The following is a 21405-nucleotide window of genomic DNA, read 5'->3' on the forward strand; positions in this document are numbered from 1 at the left end:
TCCTCATTGCTGCCAGTCGTCGGGAATCACCGCGATCACGTCGATCTCCATCAGCCACTGCGGCTGGCCGAGGGCCGAGACCACCAGTCCGGTGGAGATCGGGAACACCCCTTTGAGCCACTTGCCGACTTCGCGATAGACCGGCTCGCGGTAGCGCGGATCGATCAGGTAGGTGGTGGTCTTGACGATGTGCGAGAGGTCGCTGCCGGCTTCCTCAAGCAGTTGCTTGACGTTCTTCATCGCCTGCTCGGCCTGGGCGCGCGGGTCGCCGAGGCCGACCAGGTTGCCGTCGAAGTCGGTGCCGACCTGGCCGCGCACGTACACCGTGTTGCCGGCGCGCACGGCCTGGCAGAGATCGTTGTCCAGGGACTGGTTGGGGTAGGTGTCCTTGGTGTTGAACATGCGAATGCGGGTATGGGTAGGCATCAGCTGACTTCCTGGAGGCTGGTTTGCGGAGCTTGCGAGGCGCGGTCCTGTTCCTGGCGCTGGGCGGCGTCGCGGTATGCGAGGTACTTGCGCTGGATGGCGATGTGGTCGGCGACATGGCGCGCGTCGTGCCAGACGCCCCAGATGAACGAGGAGCCGCGCCGCGACAGCCAGGGCAGGCCGATGAAATACACGCCGGGTTCGCTGGACACGCCACGCTGGTGGCGCGGCTTGCCGTCGCGGTCGAAGGCATCGACCTGCAGCCAGCCGAAGTCGACGGCATAGCCGGTGGCCCAGATGATGCTGCCCACCCCGGCCTCGGCCAGGTCCAGTTCGAGGATCGGATCGGTCACGCACTGCGGGTCCGGCAGCCGGCGGCGCGCCTCGGGCTCTTCCGGCAGGTCAAGGCCGTTGCGGGCGATATAGGCGTCGGCGGCGTCGAGCAACGCCAGGTAGTTCTCGTCGCCGCGCGCCAGGTTCTCCGCCAGGTCCGGCCGGAAGGTCGCGACGCCGTCGACGAAGGATTCGGTCAGTCCGACCAGGGTCACGCCCTGATGCGCCAGGGCGCGGAAGTCCACGGTATGTCCGCCGCGGGCACCGCTCACGGCGATGGTCACATGCTCGCGCCCGGGCTTGGCGACTTCCGCATCCCATTCGCCGAGCACGCCCAGCCACCAGCAGAAGTCGCGGTTGCGGTAGGAACGCGGCGGACGGTCATGAGCGCCCACCGAGAGGTAGACCTGGCGCCCGGCACGTTGCAGCTCGTCGGCGATCTGTACCCCCGACGAACCGGCGCCGACCACCAGTACCGCACCTTCGGGCAGCTGCTGCGGGTTGTAGTAGTGGGCCGAGTGGATCTGCCGGATACGCTCGTCGCGCGGCGCGATCGGCGGGATCACCGGACGCTGGAACGGGCCAGTGGCGGCGACCACGCGGTTGGCCTCGATGGTCCCTGCGGAGGTGTCCACGGTGAAGCCGGGGCGGCCGACATTGCGCACCACCTTCCTCACCTCGACGCCGGTACGGATCGGCGCGTCGAATTTCTTCGCGTAGGCCTCGAAATAGGCCGCCACCTGGTCCTTGCCGGGGAAACCGTCGGGATCGATGTCGAATTCCATTCCCGGGAAGCGGTCGTGCCAGGCCGGGCCGTTGGCCACCAGCGAATCCCAGCGTCCGCTGCGCCAGGCCTCGGCGATGCGGTTGCGCTCCAGGACCAGGTGCGGCACGCCGAGCCGGCTCAGGTGCTCGCTCATCGCCACGCCGGCCTGGCCGGCGCCGACGACGAGGGTGTCGGTCTTTTCCACGGTCCCGTCCGTGCGCGAGGGCAAGGCGGTGCGATTCAGGTCGGTCATGGCTCGGTTCCTCGGACTCTGGTCGTTCTTGTTCTGCGGTTGCGTGATGGCCGCATTCTGTTCAGAGCCGGGGAATAGCGAAATTATGATTTTTGTAGTCGCTGGCTAGGGAAAAGCTGCACGCCCGCGCGGTCGGCGGGCGGCAGAGGCGTCGCTCAGGACCTGCCGACGATCTGGCGAGCTGGAGAAACCGGGCGAAAACAGCCGGGGAAGCGGAGTCTCCGAACGGCAACCGAGTTTTCCGAAGCCGTTTCCAACGCGGTTTTGCCGACGTACAGAGTCCGCGAAGGTTTTCAGAGGATCGGCGAGACCAGCCGCGCCACGCGCATCCCCAGTTGCTGCAGGCGGCGCACGCTGCGGCGGTCTTCCGGAGTGAATTCGAGCGACTCGGCGAAGTCCGCCTCGAGCATCGCCTCCACCTCGCCGGCGAAGCCCTCGTCGACGGTCACCACCATCACCTCGAAATTCAGCCGGAACGAACGGTTGTCCAGGTTGGCGCTGCCGACGGCGGCGGTGTCGCGGTCCACCAGCACCACCTTCTGGTGGAGGAAGCCGGGCTGGTAGCGGAACACCTTGACCCCGGCACGGATCGCCTCCAGCGCGTAGAGGCTGGACGCGGCATACACCGTGCGGTGGTCCGGGCGCGAGGGTATCAGCAGGCGCACGTCGACGCCGCGCAGCACCGCCAGGCGCAGGGCGGCCATCACCGCTTCGTCGGGAACGAAATACGGCGAGGTGATCCAGACCCGCTCGTGGGCGGCGTTGATCATCTCGACGAAGAACAGCGAGCAGGTTTCCTGGGCATCCGCCGGACCGCTGGCGACTACCTGGCAGAGCGCGCCCTCGCTGTCGTACTGCGGCGGCAGGATCAGCGGCGGCAGGCTGTGGGTCGCCCAGTACCAGTCCTCGGCGAAGCTTTCCTGCAGGCACGCCACCGCCGGCCCGCGCAGTTCCATGTGGGTGTCGCGCCAGGGCGCCAGCGGCGGCTTCTCGCCGAGGTACTCGACGCCGACGTTGTGCCCGCCGACGAAACCGCACTCGCCATCCACCACCACGACCTTGCGGTGGTTGCGGAAATTCACCTGGAAGCGGTTGAGCATGCCGCTGCCGGTGCTGAAGCCATGCATCTGCACGCCGCCCTGGCGCAGCCGCTCGACATAGCGGTGCGGCAGCGCGTGGCTGCCGATGGCGTCATAGAGGAAGAACACCTCGACGCCGTTGGCCGCACGTTCCAGCAGCAGTTGCTGGAGGCGCTGGCCGAGGGCGTCGTCGCGGACGATGAAGAACTGCACCAGGATCACCTGGCGGGCGGCGGAAATCGCCTTGAACATCGCCTCGAAGCTGGCCTCGCCGTTGACCAGCAGGCGCACCCGGTTGTTCGCCAGGGTCGGCGTGCGGGTCATCCGCACCAGCGCCTTGAGCCCCTTGTAGCCGCTGACCTGGCGGGCCGCCAGGGCCTCCTCGACCCAGGGACGCCAGTCCAGCTCGGCGGCCGCCAGGTGCATCTCGCGGTTGGCCTGGCGCCGCGCCTCGATGTAGGCGTCGAAACGGCTGCGACCGAACACCAGGTACGGCAGCAGGGTCAGGTACGGCATGAATACCAACGAGGTGGCCCAGGCGATCGCGCCCTGGGCGGTGCGCACGGTGAGCACGGCATGGATGGCGGCGACGAAGCCGAGTACCTGGATACCGACCAGCAGCAGGCCGAGGTAGGTGGTGGAGGTCATTGCGCGAGGTCGATCCTTGTCCACTCCGGTGGCGGCCATCATAGCCCTCTCCGGGGTAGGTCTGGCCAGCCTGGCAAACAGCCAGGGGGGCGAGGCGGGATTGGCAGGATCCGTGGGATCGACGTCATTCGGCCGCGCTCGCCCTGCCCTACGCTGTTCCCATCGAAAACCACCGCAGACCGAGGAGCCCGCCATGAACGACGTCCGTCCCCCGCTTCCCCCCTTCACCGCCGAAACCGCCGCGCAGAAGGTCCGCGCCGCCGAGGACGGCTGGAACAGCCGTGACCCGCAGCGCGTCTCGCTGGCCTACAGCCCCGACAGCGTCTGGCGCAATCGCTCGACCTTCGTCCGCGGCCGCGAGCGGATCGTCGAATTCCTCAGCGGCAAGTGGCAGCGCGAGCAGGAGTACCGGCTGATCAAGGAACTCTGGGCGTTTACCGGCAACCGCATCGCCGTGCGCTTCGCCTATGAATGGCACGACGACTCGGGCAACTGGTTCCGCTCCTACGGCAACGAGAACTGGGCGTTCGACGAGCAGGGATTGATGTACGAACGTCACGCCAGCATCAACGACCTGCCGATCCGCGAGGACCAGCGGCTGTTCCGCTGGCCGCTGGGGCGCCGGCCGGACGACCATCCGTCGCTCGGCGAACTCGGCCTCTGAACCCGCGCCGGCAGGGGCGCGCGCACTCCCCGTTGCCGGCCCCGGGCGGCCAGCGCCTGTTCCATCCGCGACATTGCCCTCCGTCGTTGCGGTCGCACGCTTGACGCTTTCGGCACGACCCTGGTCGTTTTCGGGCCGGGTCGCGCCGGGCCCCGACGATATGCTGCCCCCAAAGCGTCGGCACAAGTCCCGGCGCGCCCAGCCTGAAAGGGGTATGCCAGATGAGCCCAGCCGAATTGCACGCCGACAGCATCGTCATCGACGGTCTGATCATCGCCAAGTGGAACCGCGAACTGTTCGAGGACATGCGCAAGGGCGGCCTGACCGCCGCCAATTGCACCGTATCGGTATGGGAAGGCTTCCAGGCGACGGTGAACAATATCGTCGCCAGCAACAAGCTGATCCGCGACAACAGCGACCTGGTGATCCCGGTGCGCAGCACCGCGGACATCCGCAAGGCCAAGGAGCAGGGCAAGACCGGCATCCTCTACGGCTTCCAGAATGCCCACGCATTCGAGGACCAGATCGGCTACGTCGAGGTGTTCAAGCAGCTCGGCGTGGGCATCGTGCAGATGTGCTACAACACCCAGAACCTGGTCGGCACCGGCTGCTACGAGCGTGACGGCGGGCTCTCCGGCTTCGGTCGGGAGATCGTCGCGGAGATGAACCGGGTCGGCATCATGTGCGACCTCTCCCACGTCGGCAGCAAGACCTCCGAAGAGGTCATCCTCGAATCGAAGAAGCCGGTCTGCTACTCCCACTGCCTGCCGTCCGGCCTCAAGGAACACCCGCGCAACAAGTCCGACGAGGAGCTGAAGTTCATCGCCGATCATGGCGGCTTCGTCGGTGTGACCATGTTCGCGCCGTTCCTCAAGAAAGGCATCGACTCGACCATCGACGACTACGCCGAGGCCATCGAGTACGTGATGAACATCGTCGGCGAGGACGCCATCGGCATCGGCACCGATTTCACCCAGGGCCACGGCCACGACTTCTTCGAGTGGCTGACCCACGACAAGGGCTACGCCCGGCGCCTGACCAACTTCGGCAAGATCGTCAACCCGCTGGGCATCCGCACCGTCGGCGAATTCCCCAACCTCACCGAGACCCTGCTCGAGCGCGGCATGCCCGAGCGCGTGGTGCGCAAGGTGATGGGCGAGAACTGGGTAAGGGTCCTGCGCGACGTCTGGGGCGAGTAACTCCCGGCCCACTCCCGACTCGTCGCCTCTTCCTCAAGGGAGCGGCATTGCATCGCACCCATCTTCCCTCTCCCCGCCTCTCTCCCTGAAGGGAGAGAGGGAGTCAAAAGAATCGGAGCTTACACCATGGCCAAACATGCCCCCCAACTGCCCATCGAGGTCGACAGCGAGACCGGCGTCTGGACCACCGACGCCCTGCCGATGCTCTACGTACCGCGACATTTCTTCGTCAACAACCACATGGGCATCGAGGAAGTGCTGGGCGCCGACGCCTACGCCGAGATCCTCTACAAGGCCGGCTACAAGTCCGCCTGGCACTGGTGCGAGAAGGAAGCCGAATGTCACGGCCTGGAGGGCGTGGCGGTGTTCGAGCACTACATGAAGCGCCTGTCCCAGCGCGGCTGGGGCCTGTTCGAGATCGAGCGGATCAACCTCGAGGAAGGCACCGCCGAGGTCCGCCTGCGGCACTCCGCCTTCGTCTACGTCTACGGCAAGGTCAATCGCAAGGTCGATTACATGTTCACCGGCTGGTTCGCCGGCGCCATGGACCAGATCCTCGCCGCCCGTGGCAGCAGCCTGCGCACCGTGGCCGAACAGGTCTACAGCGGCGCCGAGGACGGTCACGAAGACGGCCTGTTCGTCGTCAAACCCCTGTAAGCCGAGGAAAGGGTCATGGCCTTCGAAGCAATGTTCCAGCCGATCCAGATCGGCAAGCTGACCATCCGCAACCGCGTGCTCTCCACCGCCCACGCCGAGGTCTACGCCACCGACGGCGGGATGACCACCGAGCGCTACGTGAAGTACTACGAGGAAAAGGCCAAGGGCGGCATCGGCCTGGCCATCTGTGGCGGCTCCTCGGTGGTCGCCATCGACAGCCCGCAGCAGTGGTGGAGTTCGGTGAACCTGTCCACCGACCGGATCATCCCGCACTTCCAGAACCTGGCGGACGCCATGCACAAGCACGGCGCCAAGATCATGATCCAGATTACCCACATGGGGCGCCGTTCGCGCTGGGACGGCTACCACTGGCCGACCCTGATGTCGCCGTCGGGTATCCGCGAGCCGGTGCACCGCGCCACCTGCAAGACCATCGAGGTGGAGGAGATCTGGCGGGTCATCGGCAACTACGCGCAGGCCGCCCGCCGCGCCAAGGAAGGCGGCCTGGACGGCGTCGAGCTGTCCGCCGTGCACCAGCACATGATCGACCAGTTCTGGAGCCCACGGGTCAACAAGCGCACCGACGAATGGGGCGGTAGCTTCGAGGGGCGCATGAAGTTCGGCCTCGAGGTGCTCAAGGCGGTGCGCGCCGAGGTCGGCGAGGACTTCTGCGTCGGCATGCGCATCTGCGGCGACGAGTTCCACCCGGACGGCCTGTCCCACGAGGACATGAAGCAGATCGCCAAGTACTACAGCGATACCGGCATGCTCGACTTCATCGGCGTGGTCGGCTCCGGCTGCGACACCCACAACACCCTGGCCAACGTCATCCCCAACATGACCTTCCCGCCGGAGCCGTTCCTGCACCTGGCGGCCGGCATCAAGGAAGTGGTCGACGTGCCGGTGCTGCACGCGCAGAACATCAAGGACCCGAACCAGGCTACGCGCATCCTCGAAGGCGGCTACGTGGACATGGTCGGCATGACTCGCGCGCACATCGCCGACCCGCACCTGATCGCCAAGATCAAGATGGGCCAGGTCGACCAGATCAAGCAGTGCGTCGGCGCCAACTACTGCATCGACCGCCAGTACCAGGGCCTGGACGTGCTGTGCATCCAGAACGCCGCGACCTCCCGCGAATACATGGGCGTGCCGCACATCATCGAGAAGTCCGCCGGACCGAAGCGCAAGGTGGTGGTGGTCGGCGGCGGGCCGGCCGGGATGGAAGCGGCCCGCGTGGCGGCCGAGCGCGGCCACGACGTGACCCTGTTCGAGAAGAAGGAGCAGCTCGGCGGCCAGATCACCACCGCCGCCAAGGCGCCGCAACGCGACCAGATCGCCGGCATCACCCGTTGGTACCAGCTGGAGCTGGCGCGCCTGGGCATCGACCTGCGCCTGGGCACCGCGGCCGACCCCGAGACCATCCTCGACCTGCGCCCGGACGTGGTGGTGCTGGCCAACGGCGGACATCCGTTCCTCGAGCAGAACGAACACTGGGGCGCCGCCGAAGGCCTGGTGGTGAGCAGCTGGGACGTGCTCGACGGCACGGTCGAGCCAGGCAAGAACGTGCTGGTCTACGACACCATCTGCGAGTTCAGCGGCATGTCGGTGGCGGACTTCCTCGCCGACAAGGGCGCCCAGGTGGAGATCGTCACCGACGACATCAAGCCGGGCGTGGCCATCGGCGGCACCACCTTCCCCACCTACTACCGCAGCATGTATCCCAAGGAAGTGATCATGACCGGCGACCTCATGCTGGAGAAGGTCTACCGCGAGGGCGACAAGCTGGTGGCGGTGCTGGAGAACGAATACACCGGCGCGCGGGAAGAGCGGGTGGTCGACCAGGTGGTGGTGGAAAACGGCGTGCGCCCCGACGAGAGCCTCTACTACGCGCTCAAGCAGGGCTCGCGGAACAAGGGCCAGATCGACGTCGAGGCGCTGTTCGCGATCCAGCCGCAGCCCTGCCTCAGCCAGTCCGGAGAAGGCTACCTGCTGTTCCGCATCGGCGACTGCGTGGCCCAGCGCAACACCCATGCGGCGATCTATGACGCGCTGCGCTTGTGCAAGGATTTCTAAGACACGCCTCGTGGCATCCGACCGGCACGGCCGGCCCCCCTCTCCCGCAAGCGGGAGAGGAGGCCGATCCAGCGCCGCCTGACGTCCCGCAGGGAGACCAGAAATGCTCGACACCCTCCTCCCCGTCCTGCTCTTCGCCGCCCTGGCACTTGCCGTGCTCGGCGCCGCGAAGCGCTTCCTCATGTGGCGCCGCGGCCGACCCGCCAAGGTCGACTGGATCGGCGGCCTCTTGCAGATGCCGCGTCGCTACCTGGTGGACCTGCACCATGTGGTAGAGCGCGACAGGTACATGTCCAGGACCCACGTCGCCACCGCCGGCGGCTTCGTCCTGGCGGCGCTGCTGGCGATCCTGGTGCACGGTTTCGGGCTGCACGGCCGGATCCTCGGCTTCGCCCTGCTGGCGGCCACGGCGCTGATGTTCGTCGGCGCGCTGTTCGTCGCCCGCCGCCGCCTCGACCCACCGTCGCGGCTGTCGAAGGGCCCCTGGATGCGCCTGCCGAAGAGCCTGCTGGCGTTCGCCGCGAGCTTCTTCCTCGCCACCCTGCCGGTGGCCGGGATCCTGCCGGAAGGCTTCGGCGGCTGGTTCCTCGCCGGCCTCCTCGCCATTGGCGTGGCCTGGGGCGTGTCCGAGCTGTTCCTCGGCATGACCTGGGGCGGGCCGATGAAGCACGCCTTCGCCGGTGCCCTGCACCTGGCCTGGCACCGCCGCGCCGAACGCTTCGGCGGCGGCCGCTCCACCGGCCTCAAGGCGCTCGACCTGGCCGATCCGCAGGCGCCGCTGGGCGTGGAAAAGCCCAGCGACTTCACCTGGAACCAGTTGCTCGGGTTCGACGCCTGCGTGCAGTGCGGCAAGTGCGAGGCGATGTGCCCGGCGTTCGCCGCCGGCCAGCCGCTGAACCCGAAGAAGCTGATCCAGGACATGGTCATCGGCCTGGCCGGAGGCAACGACGCGAAGTTCGCCGGCAGCCCCTATCCAGGCAAACCGCTGGGCGAGCACGGCGGCGGCCCGCACCAGCCGATCGTCGCGCTGGATGGCAAGGCCCTGGTCGACGCCGACACCCTGTGGTCCTGCACCACCTGCCGGGCCTGCGTCGAGGAGTGCCCGATGATGATCGAGCACGTCGACGCCATCGTCGACATGCGCCGCCACCTGACCCTGGAGAAAGGCGCCACACCGAACAAGGGCGCCGAGGTGCTGGACAACCTGATCGCCACCGACAACCCCGGCGGCTTCGCCCCCGGCGGCCGGTTGAACTGGGCGGCCGACCTGAACCTGCCGCTGATGAGCGAGAAGAAGAGCGCCGACGTGCTGTTCTGGGTCGGCGATGGCGCCTTCGACATGCGCAACCAGCGCACCCTGCGCGCCTTCGTGAAGATCCTCAAGGCGGCCGCGGTGGACTTCGCCGTGCTCGGCCTGGAGGAGCGCGACAGCGGCGACGTGGCGCGCCGGCTGGGCGACGAGGCGACCTTTCAGAACCTGGCCAGGCGCAATATCGCGACCCTGGCGAAATACCGCTTCACCCGCATCGTCAGCTGCGACCCGCACAGCTTCCATGTGCTGAAGAACGAATACGGCGCCCTCGGCGGCGACTACCAGGTACTGCACCACAGCACCTTCATCGACGAACTGCTGCGCGCCGGCACGCTGCAACCGGGCCGCAGCAAGGCCGGCAGCGTCACCTACCACGACCCCTGCTACCTGGGCCGCTACAACGGCGAGTACGAGGCGCCGCGCAACGTGCTGCGCGCACTCGGCATCGAGGTCAAGGAAATGCAACGCTCCGGCTTCCGCTCGCGCTGTTGCGGCGGCGGTGGCGGCGCGCCGATCACCGACATCCCCGGCAAGCAACGGATTCCCGACATGCGCATGGCCGACATCCGCGAGACCGGCGCCGAGCTGGTGGCCGTCGGCTGCCCGCAGTGCACCGCGATGCTCGAAGGCGTAGTGGCGCCGCGGCCGGAGATCAAGGACATCGCCGAGCTGGTAGCGGAAGCGCTGATAGAACAGGCGGAAGCGCCGGCAAAAAAGCCGTTGCGGCGTGAAGCCGTGGCGGAGGTGCATTGATGAGAGTGTCGAGCTTCACATCGAACCCGCTGCTGACCGGGGCAGCACGGATAGCGGCCTCTCCCTCCAGGGAGGGGGCCGCAGGATCGGGTAGCCGCAGCCACAGGAAGCATTCCGCATGAACGATATCGTCCGTCGCGATCCACGCGCCGAATGGATCGCCCGCAACCGCCTGCATCCGCTGCATGCGGCCATGCAGTCCGCCCAAGGCGGCGAGGTGCGCTGGATGGGCCCCCACGGCGTGATCCGCAAGAACCCGCACGCCGTCGGCTTCCTCGGCCCCAACGGCATCCGCCGCATCGATCGCTCCGGCGGCCAGCAGGGCAGCGGCGCGCGCCGCGCCAGCGTAGCGCAGGAAGCGCAGTTGCCGCTGCATGTGGTCGAGCAACCGGCATTCCTCGTCGCGGTGGTCCCGGACATGGTCGGCGGCCGTCTCTCCAGCCACGACAAGGACCTCCTCGGACTGGCCCGCAAGCTCGCCGGCAACGACGGCGCGGTGCTCGCCGTGGTGTTCGGCGAACACAAGGAAAGCGCCTTCGACAGCGCCGGCGTCGACCGCCTGCTGCACCTCTCCGGCGGCGAGTACGACGGCTACGCGCCCGAGCAGCGAATACTCGCCCTGCGCAACCTGGAGAACCAGCTCGCCCCGCGCCACTGGCTGTTCCCGGACAGTCGCAACGGCGGCGGCGAACTGGGCCGGCGCCTAGCCGCCGCGCTCGGCGAGCGGCCGGCCGGTCGCGTCTGGCAGGTCGAGGACGGCCGCTGCATCGGCCGCGCCGGCGCCGGCCGCGAGGACATCCAGCGCGCCCTGCCGCGCCTGCTGCTGGCCGCGGCGGAATGCGCCGAGCCGGTCAGCGAGACCCGCCATGAGGTTCGCGAACTGCACATGGCCGAGCAGGTGGCGCGCAACCTGCCACGCATCGAGGACCTCGGCCCGGTGGCCGTGGACCCGGCGCGGATTCCCATGGCCGAGGCCGAATTCATTCTCTCCGGCGGCAACGGCGTGCAGGACTGGACGCTGTTCCACCAGGCCGCCGCCGTCCTCGGCGCCACCGAGGGCGCCTCGCGGGTGGCGGTGGACGACGGGCACATGCCGCGCAACCGCCAGGTCGGCGCCACCGGTACCTGGGTCACCGCGCGGGTCTACCTGGCGGTGGGCATCTCCGGGGCGATCCAGCACCTGCAGGGCATAGGCGCCTGCGACAAGGTGGTGGCGGTGAACCGCGACGCCGGCTGCGACATGATCAAGCGCGCCGATCTCTCGGTGATCGGCGACTCGACGGAAATCCTCCGCGCGCTGATCCGCCTGGCCGAGGCACACCGCAACGGCGCCGCCCGCGATGCGGCCTGAACCCGCTTCCACGTACCTTTCATCGGTATCGAACCATGACTGAGCTGAACATCGTCGCGCTGGTCTCCATCGGCGCCCATCCCGCCTCCGGACGCCCGCGCCGTGCCGAACAGGACGCCCGCGCGGTGGAACTCGGCCTGCGCCTGAGCGGCCCACGCCTACAGGTGCTGCACGCCGGCGACCCGCACGCCGAGGCGCTGCGCGGCTATCTCGGCATGGGCCTGGAACGCTTGTCCGTGCTGGAACAGCCGGCCGGCGCCGACGCCCTGCCCGCACTGGCCGAGCACCTGCGCGACTCCCGCGCGCAACTGGTGCTCACCGGCAGCCAGGCGGAAACCGGGGAAGGCTCCGGGATGCTGCCCTTCCTCCTCGCCGAGCGCCTGGGCTGGCCACTGGTGGTCGGCCTGGCCGAGGTCGAGAAGGTCGAAGACGGCAGCGCTCAAGTCCTCCAGGCTCTGCCTCGCGGCCAGCGACGCCGACTGCGGGTACGCCTGCCGTTCGTCGCCAGCGTCGACAATGCCGCGCCGGTGGCCCGGCAGAGCGCCTTCGGCCCGGCTAGGCGTGGCGAGATCGAGGCCCATGAGGTGGAGGTGGTCGACGACCCGCTGCTCGCCGAAGACAGCCTGCAACCGGCCCGGCCGCGACCGAAGCGGCTCAAGGTAATCAAGGCGAAGACCGGCGCCGAGCGAATGAAAGCCGCCACCGCCAAGGCCTCCGGCGGTACCGGGCAGGTACTCAAGGATCTTTCGGCGGAAGCCGGCGCCGAAGCCATCTTCAAGCTCCTGCGCGAGGAAGGCGTGATCCGCTGAAGCGGGTCAGAACGCACTGTGCGCCAGATCACAAGTTATGACGTGGTGACGATAAATTATTGTATTACGATAATTTATTCCCTAGTTTCGCCATCCAGACGCGAAACACACAGGGGAACCCGGCATGGCGCTGTCCACGCATCTCAGCAACCACAAGCTCTATCTGCTCGGCATGCTCTGCGCCATCCTGGCCTGGGGCATGGCCTGCATCGAACTCGGAGCGAACACCCACCTCTGGTTCTCCGGCCTCAGCGAGCAGGGCTACCTGCAGGCCTGGAGCGATGAAATGCCGCGCCTGGCCAGCGACGGCTTCGTCCTGTCCTGGAGCAGCCGGGCGCTGCTGATGCTGCTGGACTACCTGCCGACCCTGCTTTCCGCGTTCGGCCTGGCGCTCACCGGCCTGTTCTTCCGCCGCCTGGCCAAGGGCGAACGCTGGTCGCAGCGCAACGCCAGGACCCTGGTGCACATCGGCCTGCTGTCCTTCCTGGCACTCTTGCTCCAGCCATTTATCAATACGCTGCAAGGTCTTGTACTATCTCTCGACCTGCCCGACGGCGAGCGTGTCCTGAGCGTTTCGATAGGACTCACTTCCGAAGCGGCCTACGAGTTTCTCAAGGCGATCTTTCTCTGCTCGTTCGGCCTGATGATGAGCGAAGCCAGGAAACTGGACGAAGAAGTAAGAGCCTTCATATGACGACCTCATGATCATCATCCGACTAGACGTCATCCTGGCGAAGAACAAGGTCCGCTCCAAGGAGCTGGCGGAAGCCATCGGTATCACCGAACAGAACCTGTCCCTGCTGAAGAACGGCAAGGTCAAGGGCATCCGCCTCGACACCCTGGAGAAGATCTGCGCCTTCCTGGACTGCCAGCCGGGCGACATCCTGGAATACGTCGCGGACGACTGATCCCCGCTCCACCCTTTCCCAACCAGAAACCATGAACAGACACCTGAACCTCTCGGGCGTTGCGCTCGTGCTCGCCCTGATCTCGGGCTGCGGCCCCTCCGTCCGCTACCAGTACGTGATGCCGCCGAGCGAAGCGGGACGCACCTGCGTCGCCCAGTGCCGCACGCAACAGAGCCAGTGCGAAAGCCTCGCGCGCCTGGAATGGCAGAACGAAAACCGCCTGCGCGAAGCGGAACGGCGCAGCTACCACTATTGCAGCCAGGGCAAGAGCAAGAAGCAGGCGCGCAAGGAATGCCTGGCGCCAGGCTATTCCTCCTCGTTCGGCTACAACGGCTTCGGCGGCTCCGGCAACTTCAACTGCAGTTCCGACTACGACCGCTGCTTCACCGACATCTGCGGCGGCACCATCCGCCGCATCGTCGAGCAACCTCAATGATCGGAGTATCCCCATGAGCCGACGCCTCTTCCCTCTCCTGCCGTTCCTGTTCCTGGTCGGCTGCGCCCAGGGCTATCCCTCCTTCTCCGGCATCCTTCCGGACGTCCGCGTCAGCGGCGACGAACGCAGCTACGCCGAGCGCGCCGAAGACTGCCTGAAACGGCGCAACTGCCCGCCGGCCACCGATCGCGATCCCTTCGTCGCCGACCCCGGGCACTACTCGCTGGGCGGCAGCTTTCACTGGTGAAGCCGGGTGCCGAAGCCTGGCAACCGACCACGGACCTGGCTTCGGCAGGCGCTTTTCTTTATCCTGCGCGCCCTTTGAACGACTGGGACGAGATCATGCTGGAGAACACCCTGGAACGCCTGGAAACCCTGGTAGCCGAGCTGCTGCAACAGAACCAGGCCCTGCGCGACAGCCACGACCAGCTTCAGCAGCAGCTGCGCCAGGCCACCGAGGAAAACGAAACCCTGCAACTCTCCATGCTCGAGCAGGAAGAAAAGCAGAGCGGCACCCAGGCCCGCCTGGAAGCCCTGGTCGAGCGCCTCAGCGCGCAGCAACCGGTTAGCGCATGAGCCGCGACGGCGTCCAGGTCCTGTCGATCCTCGGTCGGGACTATTCGATCCGCGTGCCGGCCGGCGAGGAGAGTGCCCTAGCGGACGCCGCCGCGTTGCTGCAAGCGGAAGTGGACGCCAACAAGCGCAAGTTTCCCTACGTCACCAGCAACGAGCTGGTGGTGCTCTCCGCGCTCAATCTCTGCGCCCGCCAGCTCGGCGCGAACGACGGCGAGTCGCCGCGCCTGCGGGCGGTGGAGCAGCGCCTGGAGGCGCTGGTCGAGCGGATCGCCGGGGCATCCGGCTAGTCGCGCGCCTGCGGACTCGCCCAATACAGCTGCCGATGCCCGCGCGCCTGGTAGTCCTTGACCAGCGCGCAGGCCTCGTCGCGCGTCAGGTCGCGGCGCATGACGAAGGCATTGCCGTTGTCGTCCTGGCGCCACAGGCACCAGCGCGTTTCCTCCGCCGGCTTCGCCGCCACCGCGTCAGGCCTTCAGGGTCGAAGTCTTGCGCAAGCGCAGCGCGAGCATGACCAGCAACACGCCGAAGAACACCGCGTAGGCGCCGATCACCCAGACCACCGCCAGCGCCCCGGCGCCGGGGTTGGCGATCATCAGCACGCCGAACAGCACCGAGATGGCACCAGAGAGGATCATCCACCATTCGTTCTGGATCGACTTGCGCAGGCGGATCGCCGCGACGATCTGGAAGATGCCCATCGCCAGCGCCCAGCCGGCGATGATCAGGAGTAGGCCGATGGCGGTCAGTTGCGGCCAGAAGAACGCAACCAGGCCGGCCGCCACGCCGATCACCCCGACCAGCGCCAGCGGCCAGTTGAACTGCCCATCGCTGCGCATGTTGAACGCGGCGATCAGGGCGAACGCTCCGTCCACCAGCGCGTAGGCGCCCCAGAACAGCACCAGCACGGTCAGCGCCAGGGCCGGCGAGAGCAGGGTCAGGACGCCGAACACCAGCGCCGCCACGCCGCGCAGGGCCACCAGTTTCCAGTGCTTGCCCAGTTCGGCCCACAGGGGATTGTTTTCCACGCTTGCCTCCAGAGGCCGCCCTTGAGCGGCCCGTTCAGGTTGAGTCCTCCCACCTTAGTCCTTTTGCCGGGAGGCTGTCAGGAGGCGGAGGCGGGAGGCAAGGCGTGCGCGCGGGCTCAGGGCCGGGACTTCTCCGGCGGCCGCTGGCGGCGCCAGCAGGCGAACAGGTTCCAGGCCAGCAGCAGGCTGACGAAAGCGGAACTGACGTAGAACAGCAGGTTGTCCATGACCTTTCCTCCGCAGCGGCGCCCCGCCAGGGGGCGCCTCGTCCGGCTCAGCTGCCGGCCACCTTGCGCACGTGGGCGGACTCCTCGCCAAGGTTGTTCAGCATGCGCTCGCTGTACCAGTCGAGGAAATTGATCACACCGAACTCGTAGGTCTTCGAGTATGGACCAGGCTGGTAGGCGTCGGAGTTGATCCCGCGCTGGTTCTCCTCGGCCAGCCGACGATCCTGGTCGTTGGTCGCGTCCCATACCTCGCGCAGGCGCGCCACGTCGTAGTCGACGCCTTCCACCGCGTCCTTGTGCACCAGCCATTTGGTGGTGACCAGGGTTTCCTGGGCGCTGATCGGCCACACGGTGAAGACGATCAGGTGGTCGCCCATGCAGTGGTTCCAGGAGTGCGGCAGGTGCAGGATGCGCATCGAGCCGAGGTCGGGGTTCTTGATCCGGCCCATGAGCTTCTTGCTGCCCTGCTTGCCGTCCATGGTCATCGACACCGTGCCGTCCAGCAGCGGCATGCGCACGATGCGATTGCGCAGGCCGAAGCTGGCATGGGCGTACGGGATCTTCTCGGCGTCCCAGGCGCTGGTGCAGGCCGCCACCTGGTCCTTGAACGCCTGGCTGGCGCGCGGGTCGGTGACGTCGTCCCACTCCAGCAGGGTCTTCAGCAGTTCCGGGTGGGAGCCGTTGCAGTGGTAGCACTCGCGGTTGTTCTCGATCACCAGCTTCCAGTTGGCGGCTTCGCGGATGGTGGTCTGCACCGCCACCTTGGCGTTCTCCATGTCGTACGGCTCCATGTAGTGCTCGAGCGTCGCCAGGAAGTCGTCGATGGCCGGCGGGTTCTCCGCCAGGCTGATGAAGATGTAGCCGCCGGCGGTCTTCACCTGGATCGGCTTCAGGCCGTACTCCTTCATGTCGAAGTCGGCGCCCATCTCGGTGCCGGCGAACAGCAGGCGGCCATCCAGCTCGTAGGTCCACTGGTGGTAGGGGCAGACCAGCTTGGCCACCTTGCCTTTCTCGCTCACGCACAGGCGCGAGCCGCGGTGCCGGCAGACATTGTGGAAGGCATGCACCTGGCCTTCGGCGCCACGGATCACCAGGACCGGGTTCTTACCGATCTGCAGGGTGAGGAAATTGCCCTTGGCGGGAATCTCGCAGGTCATGCCGGCGATCAGCCATTCCTTGTGGAAGATCTCCTGCATGTCGATCTCGAACAGGCGCTGGTCGCAGTAGAAGGGCTGCGGCAGCGAGAAGCTGTGGTCGCGGCTGCGCAGCATGTCGGCGGTGGCCTTGCGGGCCGGTTCCAGGGGATCGCCGAGACTCAGGGTGGAAGTGACGTCCATCGGTAACTCCTCATGCCGCCCCCGCGCGGGTGGCGGCGGAAAAAGTGGCTGATACGGTTGCTACGCAAGGTGGCGTTCACAGCCTTCCTCATCCCGGCGCGGCGTCCGGAATCCCGCCCTGCCGATGGACGGGCCCCGCCGTGGCGGGAATGAAGGTCAGTCGCTCTACACGTCCGGGCTCTACCCTCCCGGGGTTCATGCAAACCCTCGTCTCGGCTGGTCTGGAGTGTGGGCCCGCGCCCGCCGCCGACCTTATCCATGGGCGACATGACCGCATCCGTTTCCGACGCTCCGGGCCGCGTCCCAGCAGGCAGGTCGCGATAAGCATGTAAATGTCGCTGGCAGGTAAATGAGCGGCCACGGCGATGCGCACAATCCGCCCCATCAGGCCATCGTTCGGCCCCGTGCGCACGGAGAGATCATCATGTCGAGCAACTTCCTCAATCCGGTCACCACCCAGACCTGGGCCAACGGCCGGCACCTCGTGCGCTGCGTCAAGGTCATCCAGGAAACCTGGGACGTGCGCACCTTCTGCTTCATGGCCGACCAGCCGATCCTGTTCTTCTTCAAGCCGGGCCAGTTCGTCACCCTGGAGCTGGAGATCGACGGCGAGCCGGTGATGCGCTCCTACACCATCTCCAGCTCGCCCTCGGTGCCCTACAGCTTCTCCATCACCATCAAGCGGGTGCCGGGCGGGCGGGTTTCCAACTGGCTGCACGACAACCTCAAGGAAGGCCAGGAGCTACCGGTGCACGGTCCGGTCGGCCTGTTCAACGCCATCGACTTCCCGGCCGACAAGGTGCTGTTCCTCTCCGGCGGGGTCGGCATCACTCCGGTAATGTCCATGGCGCGCTGGTTCTTCGACACCAACGCCAACGTCGACATGGTCTTCGTCCACAGCGCCCGTTCGCCGAAGGACATCATCTACCACCGCGAGCTGGAGCACATGGCCTCGCGGATCGACAACTTCAGCCTGCACATCATCTGCGAGCGCCACGGCCTCGGCGAAGCCTGGGCCGGCTACCGTGGCTACCTGAACCTGCGCATGCTGGAACTGATCGCCCCGGACTTCCTCGAGCGGGAAATCTTCTGCTGCGGCCCGACGCCCTATATGAGCGCGGTGAAGCACCTGCTGCAGGGCCACGGCTACGACATGAGCCGCTACCACGAGGAAGCCTTCGGGCCGACTCCGCCGGAGGTCCGCGCCGACGTCAGGGAACTGGCCGCGGAAGCCGCCGAGGCGCCGGAGGTACCGGTCGCCGACCAGCACCAGGTGGAATTCACCGCCACCGGCAAGAGCATCCGCGTCAGCCCCGGGGAAACCGTGCACGCCGCCGCCGCCAAGCTCGGCCTGCACATTCCGAAGGCCTGCGGGATGGGCATATGCGGCACCTGCAAGGTAATGAAGACCGCCGGCGAGGTGGAGATGGAGCACAACGGCGGGATCACCGACGAGGATGTCGCCGAAGGCTACATCCTCTCCTGCTGCAGCGTGCCCAAGGGCGACGTGGTCATCGACTACTGAGGGCGCGAGGGAAACGCCAGGCGCTCCCAGTAGCGCCGCCGCGGCAGTTCCTCGGCCGGCAGCCAGCGTCCGGCGCAGGCCTGCAGCGGCTCGGCGGGAGCCTTCAGCAGCGAGTCCAGGGCCAGCACGTAGCGCCCCGTCCCCGCGCAGCGGAAGCACAGGTCGTCGTCGAAGCTGTCGAAGCACGGGTACTCGCCGAGGTCGTCGCGGTAGCGACGCAACGTCCGCTCTTGCACGTCGAGCAGCAGCAGGCGCCACTGGTCCCGTTCCAGGTCGCTTTCCTCGTAGCGCTGGACGTGCCGGGTCAGCGCCAGGTAGCGACCGTCCGCCGACCAGATCATTGGCGCCGCCAGGTTGCCCAAGCCGATGCCCGACGCGGTCAGCAGGTAGCCGTCGCGGCTGAACCCGGCGCGCACGTCCTCGTCGCGGTGCATGCCCTCGTAGTGGAAACCGAAGCCCCAGGCGGCGTCTTCCGCGCCCACCGACGGCAAGACGAAGTCGCCGTCGCTCCAGGGCCGCGGCGCTGCGTCCAGCCAGCGCGACGTGGGGCACAGCCGCCAGGCCGTGCCATCGAACGCCACCCGCGCCTGCTCGTAGTAATGCCGCCAGTCGTCGTGGAAGCGGCCGAATGCGTGCCAGGCGCCGGGCTCGGGCAAGCCTTCGTCGAAGCGGCGCAACAGGCCGGGGTCGCCTTCGCCCGGCCCGCCCGGCGGCTGGTAGGCGTTGCGGCCGAGCAGGTGGAGCAAATGCACCTGGCCATCGATGAAACCTTGCAGGTGTAGATCGGCCAGCGGCTCGGCGAGCCACTCCAGGCGCCGCTCCCGGCTATCGAGTATGGCCAGGCGCTGCGGCAGGGTCGGCGCCTCGGCGAAGGCCACCACGGCCAGGTAGCGACCGCAATCGGACACGCGGTGGTCGAGCGTCCACTCGCCATCCAGGCGCCAGTCGCCCAGGCGCAAGGCATAGGCGCCGCGCTCCGCCTCCTGATCGTCGCGCAACCACTCCCAGACGGCCCGGCTGCCATCGGCCAGCGGTGCGCTCTGCAACAGGCATCCCGGCCTGCCGGCCGCGCCATCCAGCGGCAGCAACAGGTCCAGGCGCGGCATGTCGGCCTCGCGCCAGCGCGGCCGGTCGTCCGCATCGCGAGCGTGCAGAAGGTAGAGGCTGGAATGGCTGTACGAACCCAGCGTGCCGTAGCGTTCGTAGGTCAGGCAGGGTTGCGCCAGGTCCAGGCCGAAACGCAGCCAGCCATCCTCCAGCCCGAGCAGTTCGGGCCCGCCGGCATGGGGCTCGGCGGGCAACGCCGACCACGGCGCGCCCAGCGCACGCAGGCCGCCGTCCTCTCGCCAAAGCCAGTAGGTATCCTGCCCCAGCGGCTCGCCTGCTGCCTGCAGCGCCAGCGCCCGGCCGTCATCGTTCCAAGCCAATGGCGGCGCTTCACGGGACAGGTAGAAGCCGCTGGCCTCGCCGTTTATCCACAGCTCGCCGCGGTTGGCGCGCAGCGGCGCGAAAGGATCGTCCAGGGCCAGCAGGCTGTCCGGCAGCCAGGGGCGGATTTCCAGCGCGGGCCCGCCAAGCGGGGACGGTAGCGGTTGCGCGCGCAGATCCCCGCTCCAGCGCTGCCATTCGCTTTCGGGCAGCCAGAGGTCGCCGATGGCAACGAAGGCCTCGGCCTCGCTGCCGGCCTTGAGCGCCTGCAGCTCGAGGCGCTGCGGTGCGTTGGACGTCAGCGGACTGTGCCGCCCGATCACCTCGCGCTCGGTGACGCTGTCCAGCTCCCAGAAGTTGTCCACGGCACAGCGGTAGAGCAACCGCTCCTGCCGGTCGAAGATCGCCAGGCCCCACGCGCCTCGGCTCGGTATCGGCGAAACGAAGTGGCGGCCATCGCTGGAAAAGCGTGCCGAAGGATTGCAGTCGGGGATGAAACAGCCGTCGGGCATCAGGTAGTGGCATACCAGCGGGCCGCCCATGGCGATCTCGCCGCCGTCGAACAGGCGGATCGCCTCGCCCTCGGGGGTCCGCTCGGGCGCTTCGCCGCCCCATGCGCTACCTCCGGCCGGCAGGGGTACGTCCAGCGCTTGCGGAGCCTGGCGCTCCAGGCGCAGGCCGCGCTCGAAGCGGATCTGCAACAGCACGCCGCCGATCACCGCCAGCAAGCCACCGCCCAGTCCCAGCCAGAAGCCCGGCAGTGCCTGGCCCAGGGCGATGCCGCCACCCAGAACCCAGAAGAACAGCGCCTGTTGCAGGCGATACGGCACCTTGCCGCGCCAACGATCCGTGGCCCACTCGGCGCCCAGCAGCAGCACCCAACCCAGCGCTACCAGCGGCAACGGAAGGAGGACGCCAAGGGCCACCAGCACGGCGATCCAGGCGATCTCGCCGAGGCCTTCGAGCAACAAGCGGCCGAGCGGCTTGTCTGACATCCGATCATCCATGATCCATCCCACTTTCCTGGCAAAAGCCAAGGGTAATCAAGGCTCCGGCCAACCACCAGAGCCACGGCGAAGCTGACCTTCTCATACTGGAAAACACCAGGGCGCCAAGGTTGTCCACATTCGGACTGGAATTCCATACAGGTGTTCCTTCGCCGCCTGGATGTCCGCCATGTGTTCACTCAAGCATTTGAAATAAAAGATAAATTCTACAAATTCAAGTGCATTTCAGGGCCGGCTACTCAGCCCGTCCCTGCCTCCGGGAAGCCCTTTCCAGGCTAGGTTGATCACAGACTTATCCACAAGTTGTGCAATCCATCGCCTCCTCTATGTCCTGCGGGTCCAGAAACAACATACCGACAATACCTCCTCCGTGGCGCGAGGGCTCCGCAAGCCCATCCGGCTTTCCTTCCGGGTAAATCGCACTTCGCCGCACGCTCGGCCTGGCCGCACTCTCCTGCTCATTTAACGATCAATACGCCAGAGACCCCGCCGTACGGCCCCCCCAAGCGTGAGCGAACAACTTTTCCACAGGGCTTTACACTTCCCGTGGGGAAAAACAAAAAAATATTCACAGCATGAAGAAAAATCTCTGCTTTCTCAGGCAGTCCGG

21 protein-coding genes are annotated in these 21405 nt (G+C 67.1%); 14 read left to right on the forward strand and 7 right to left on the reverse strand.

Annotation, left to right across the window (positions count from 1 at the left end; all coding sequences use genetic code 11):
- Positions 1-3: 3 nt before the first annotated feature.
- The 3 genes from ACYAF3_RS10370 to cls form a co-directional block, all read right to left on the reverse strand.
- On the reverse strand, positions 4-426 hold the full coding sequence (locus tag ACYAF3_RS10370) for a RidA family protein (protein ID WP_003096732.1): 423 nt from the start codon (positions 424-426) through the stop codon (positions 4-6).
- Complete coding sequence (locus ACYAF3_RS10375) at positions 426-1778, reverse strand: flavin-containing monooxygenase (RefSeq protein ID WP_003122387.1); 1353 nt, start codon at positions 1776-1778, stop codon at positions 426-428. The genes ACYAF3_RS10370 and ACYAF3_RS10375 overlap by 1 nt, the downstream gene beginning before the upstream one ends.
- A gap of 293 nt (positions 1779-2071) precedes the next feature.
- Positions 2072-3544 carry a cardiolipin synthase gene (gene cls, locus ACYAF3_RS10380; RefSeq protein WP_003121332.1) on the reverse strand — a complete coding sequence of 491 codons (1473 nt, stop codon included), beginning with the start codon at positions 3542-3544 and terminating at the stop codon, positions 2072-2074.
- A gap of 154 nt (positions 3545-3698) precedes the next feature.
- Between cls and ACYAF3_RS10385 the strand changes: the two genes are divergently transcribed.
- The 13 genes from ACYAF3_RS10385 to ACYAF3_RS10445 all read left to right on the forward strand — a co-directional run bounded on the left by ACYAF3_RS10385 (position 3699) and on the right by ACYAF3_RS10445 (position 14533).
- Positions 3699-4169, forward strand: coding sequence for a nuclear transport factor 2 family protein (locus ACYAF3_RS10385; RefSeq protein WP_031756092.1), 471 nt, complete (start codon positions 3699-3701; stop codon positions 4167-4169).
- Between the two features lie 221 nt (positions 4170-4390).
- Positions 4391-5368 carry a dipeptidase gene (locus tag ACYAF3_RS10390; protein WP_003106042.1) on the forward strand — a complete coding sequence of 326 codons (978 nt, stop codon included), beginning with the start codon at positions 4391-4393 and terminating at the stop codon, positions 5366-5368.
- A 126-nt stretch (positions 5369-5494) separates the two neighbouring features.
- Positions 5495-6025, forward strand: a complete 531-nt coding sequence (locus ACYAF3_RS10395) for a DUF5943 domain-containing protein (protein WP_003107282.1) — start codon at positions 5495-5497, stop codon at positions 6023-6025.
- Between the two features lie 15 nt (positions 6026-6040).
- Positions 6041-8101 carry a dimethylglycine demethylation protein DgcA gene (gene dgcA, locus ACYAF3_RS10400; protein WP_003107280.1) on the forward strand — a complete coding sequence of 687 codons (2061 nt, stop codon included), beginning with the start codon at positions 6041-6043 and terminating at the stop codon, positions 8099-8101.
- A gap of 103 nt (positions 8102-8204) precedes the next feature.
- Entirely contained in the window at positions 8205-10166 is a 1962-nt protein-coding gene (gene dgcB, locus ACYAF3_RS10405) for a dimethylglycine demethylation protein DgcB (RefSeq protein WP_003114447.1), read from the forward strand.
- A gap of 118 nt (positions 10167-10284) precedes the next feature.
- Positions 10285-11517, forward strand: coding sequence for an electron transfer flavoprotein subunit alpha (gene etfA / locus ACYAF3_RS10410; RefSeq protein WP_003114448.1), 1233 nt, complete (start codon positions 10285-10287; stop codon positions 11515-11517).
- 35 nt (positions 11518-11552) lie between these two features.
- Complete coding sequence (gene etfB / locus ACYAF3_RS10415; RefSeq protein WP_003105716.1) at positions 11553-12326, forward strand: electron transfer flavoprotein subunit beta; 774 nt, start codon at positions 11553-11555, stop codon at positions 12324-12326.
- A gap of 124 nt (positions 12327-12450) precedes the next feature.
- Positions 12451-13020, forward strand: coding sequence for a hypothetical protein (locus tag ACYAF3_RS10420; RefSeq protein ID WP_003096751.1), 570 nt, complete (start codon positions 12451-12453; stop codon positions 13018-13020).
- 7 nt (positions 13021-13027) lie between these two features.
- Positions 13028-13234, forward strand: a complete 207-nt coding sequence (locus ACYAF3_RS10425) for a helix-turn-helix domain-containing protein (RefSeq protein ID WP_003096753.1) — start codon at positions 13028-13030, stop codon at positions 13232-13234.
- A 31-nt stretch (positions 13235-13265) separates the two neighbouring features.
- Positions 13266-13670, forward strand: a complete 405-nt coding sequence (locus tag ACYAF3_RS10430; protein WP_023130564.1) for a hypothetical protein — start codon at positions 13266-13268, stop codon at positions 13668-13670.
- 13 nt (positions 13671-13683) lie between these two features.
- The gene (locus ACYAF3_RS10435; protein ID WP_003105712.1) at positions 13684-13917 is read left to right on the forward strand and encodes a hypothetical protein; all 234 of its coding nucleotides are present in this window, start codon (positions 13684-13686) and stop codon (positions 13915-13917) included.
- Between the two features lie 95 nt (positions 13918-14012).
- Positions 14013-14246: a hypothetical protein gene (locus ACYAF3_RS10440; RefSeq protein WP_003105710.1), complete on the forward strand. Its 234-nt coding sequence runs from the start codon at positions 14013-14015 to the stop codon at positions 14244-14246.
- A complete protein-coding gene (locus ACYAF3_RS10445) occupies positions 14243-14533 on the forward strand; it encodes a cell division protein ZapA (protein ID WP_003119390.1) in 291 nt (96 codons plus the stop codon). Before ACYAF3_RS10440 ends, ACYAF3_RS10445 begins: the two co-directional genes overlap by 4 nt.
- Here ACYAF3_RS10445 and ACYAF3_RS10450 read toward each other — a convergent pair.
- The 3 genes from ACYAF3_RS10450 to gbcA form a co-directional block, all read right to left on the reverse strand.
- Positions 14530-14706 (reverse strand): hypothetical protein, encoded by a 177-nt coding sequence (locus ACYAF3_RS10450; RefSeq protein ID WP_003096763.1) that lies wholly within the window; start codon positions 14704-14706, stop codon positions 14530-14532. The genes ACYAF3_RS10445 and ACYAF3_RS10450 overlap by 4 nt on opposite strands.
- 4 nt (positions 14707-14710) lie before the next feature.
- A complete protein-coding gene (locus ACYAF3_RS10455; protein WP_003096765.1) occupies positions 14711-15271 on the reverse strand; it encodes an HdeD family acid-resistance protein in 561 nt (186 codons plus the stop codon).
- 274 nt (positions 15272-15545) lie between these two features.
- Positions 15546-16835 (reverse strand): glycine-betaine demethylase subunit GbcA, encoded by a 1290-nt coding sequence (gene gbcA / locus ACYAF3_RS10460; protein ID WP_003096766.1) that lies wholly within the window; start codon positions 16833-16835, stop codon positions 15546-15548.
- Between the two features lie 424 nt (positions 16836-17259).
- On the opposite strand from gbcA, the gene gbcB reads away from it, so the two are divergent.
- On the forward strand, positions 17260-18360 hold the full coding sequence (gbcB, locus tag ACYAF3_RS10465; RefSeq protein WP_003096769.1) for a glycine-betaine demethylase subunit GbcB: 1101 nt from the start codon (positions 17260-17262) through the stop codon (positions 18358-18360).
- Here the strand turns inward: gbcB and ACYAF3_RS10470 are convergent.
- Positions 18354-20783, reverse strand: coding sequence for a hypothetical protein (locus ACYAF3_RS10470; RefSeq protein WP_061363354.1), 2430 nt, complete (start codon positions 20781-20783; stop codon positions 18354-18356). The genes gbcB and ACYAF3_RS10470 overlap by 7 nt on opposite strands.
- Between the last annotated feature and the right edge of the window lie 622 nt (positions 20784-21405).

Source organism: Pseudomonas sp. TZ252 (assembly GCF_056110345.1).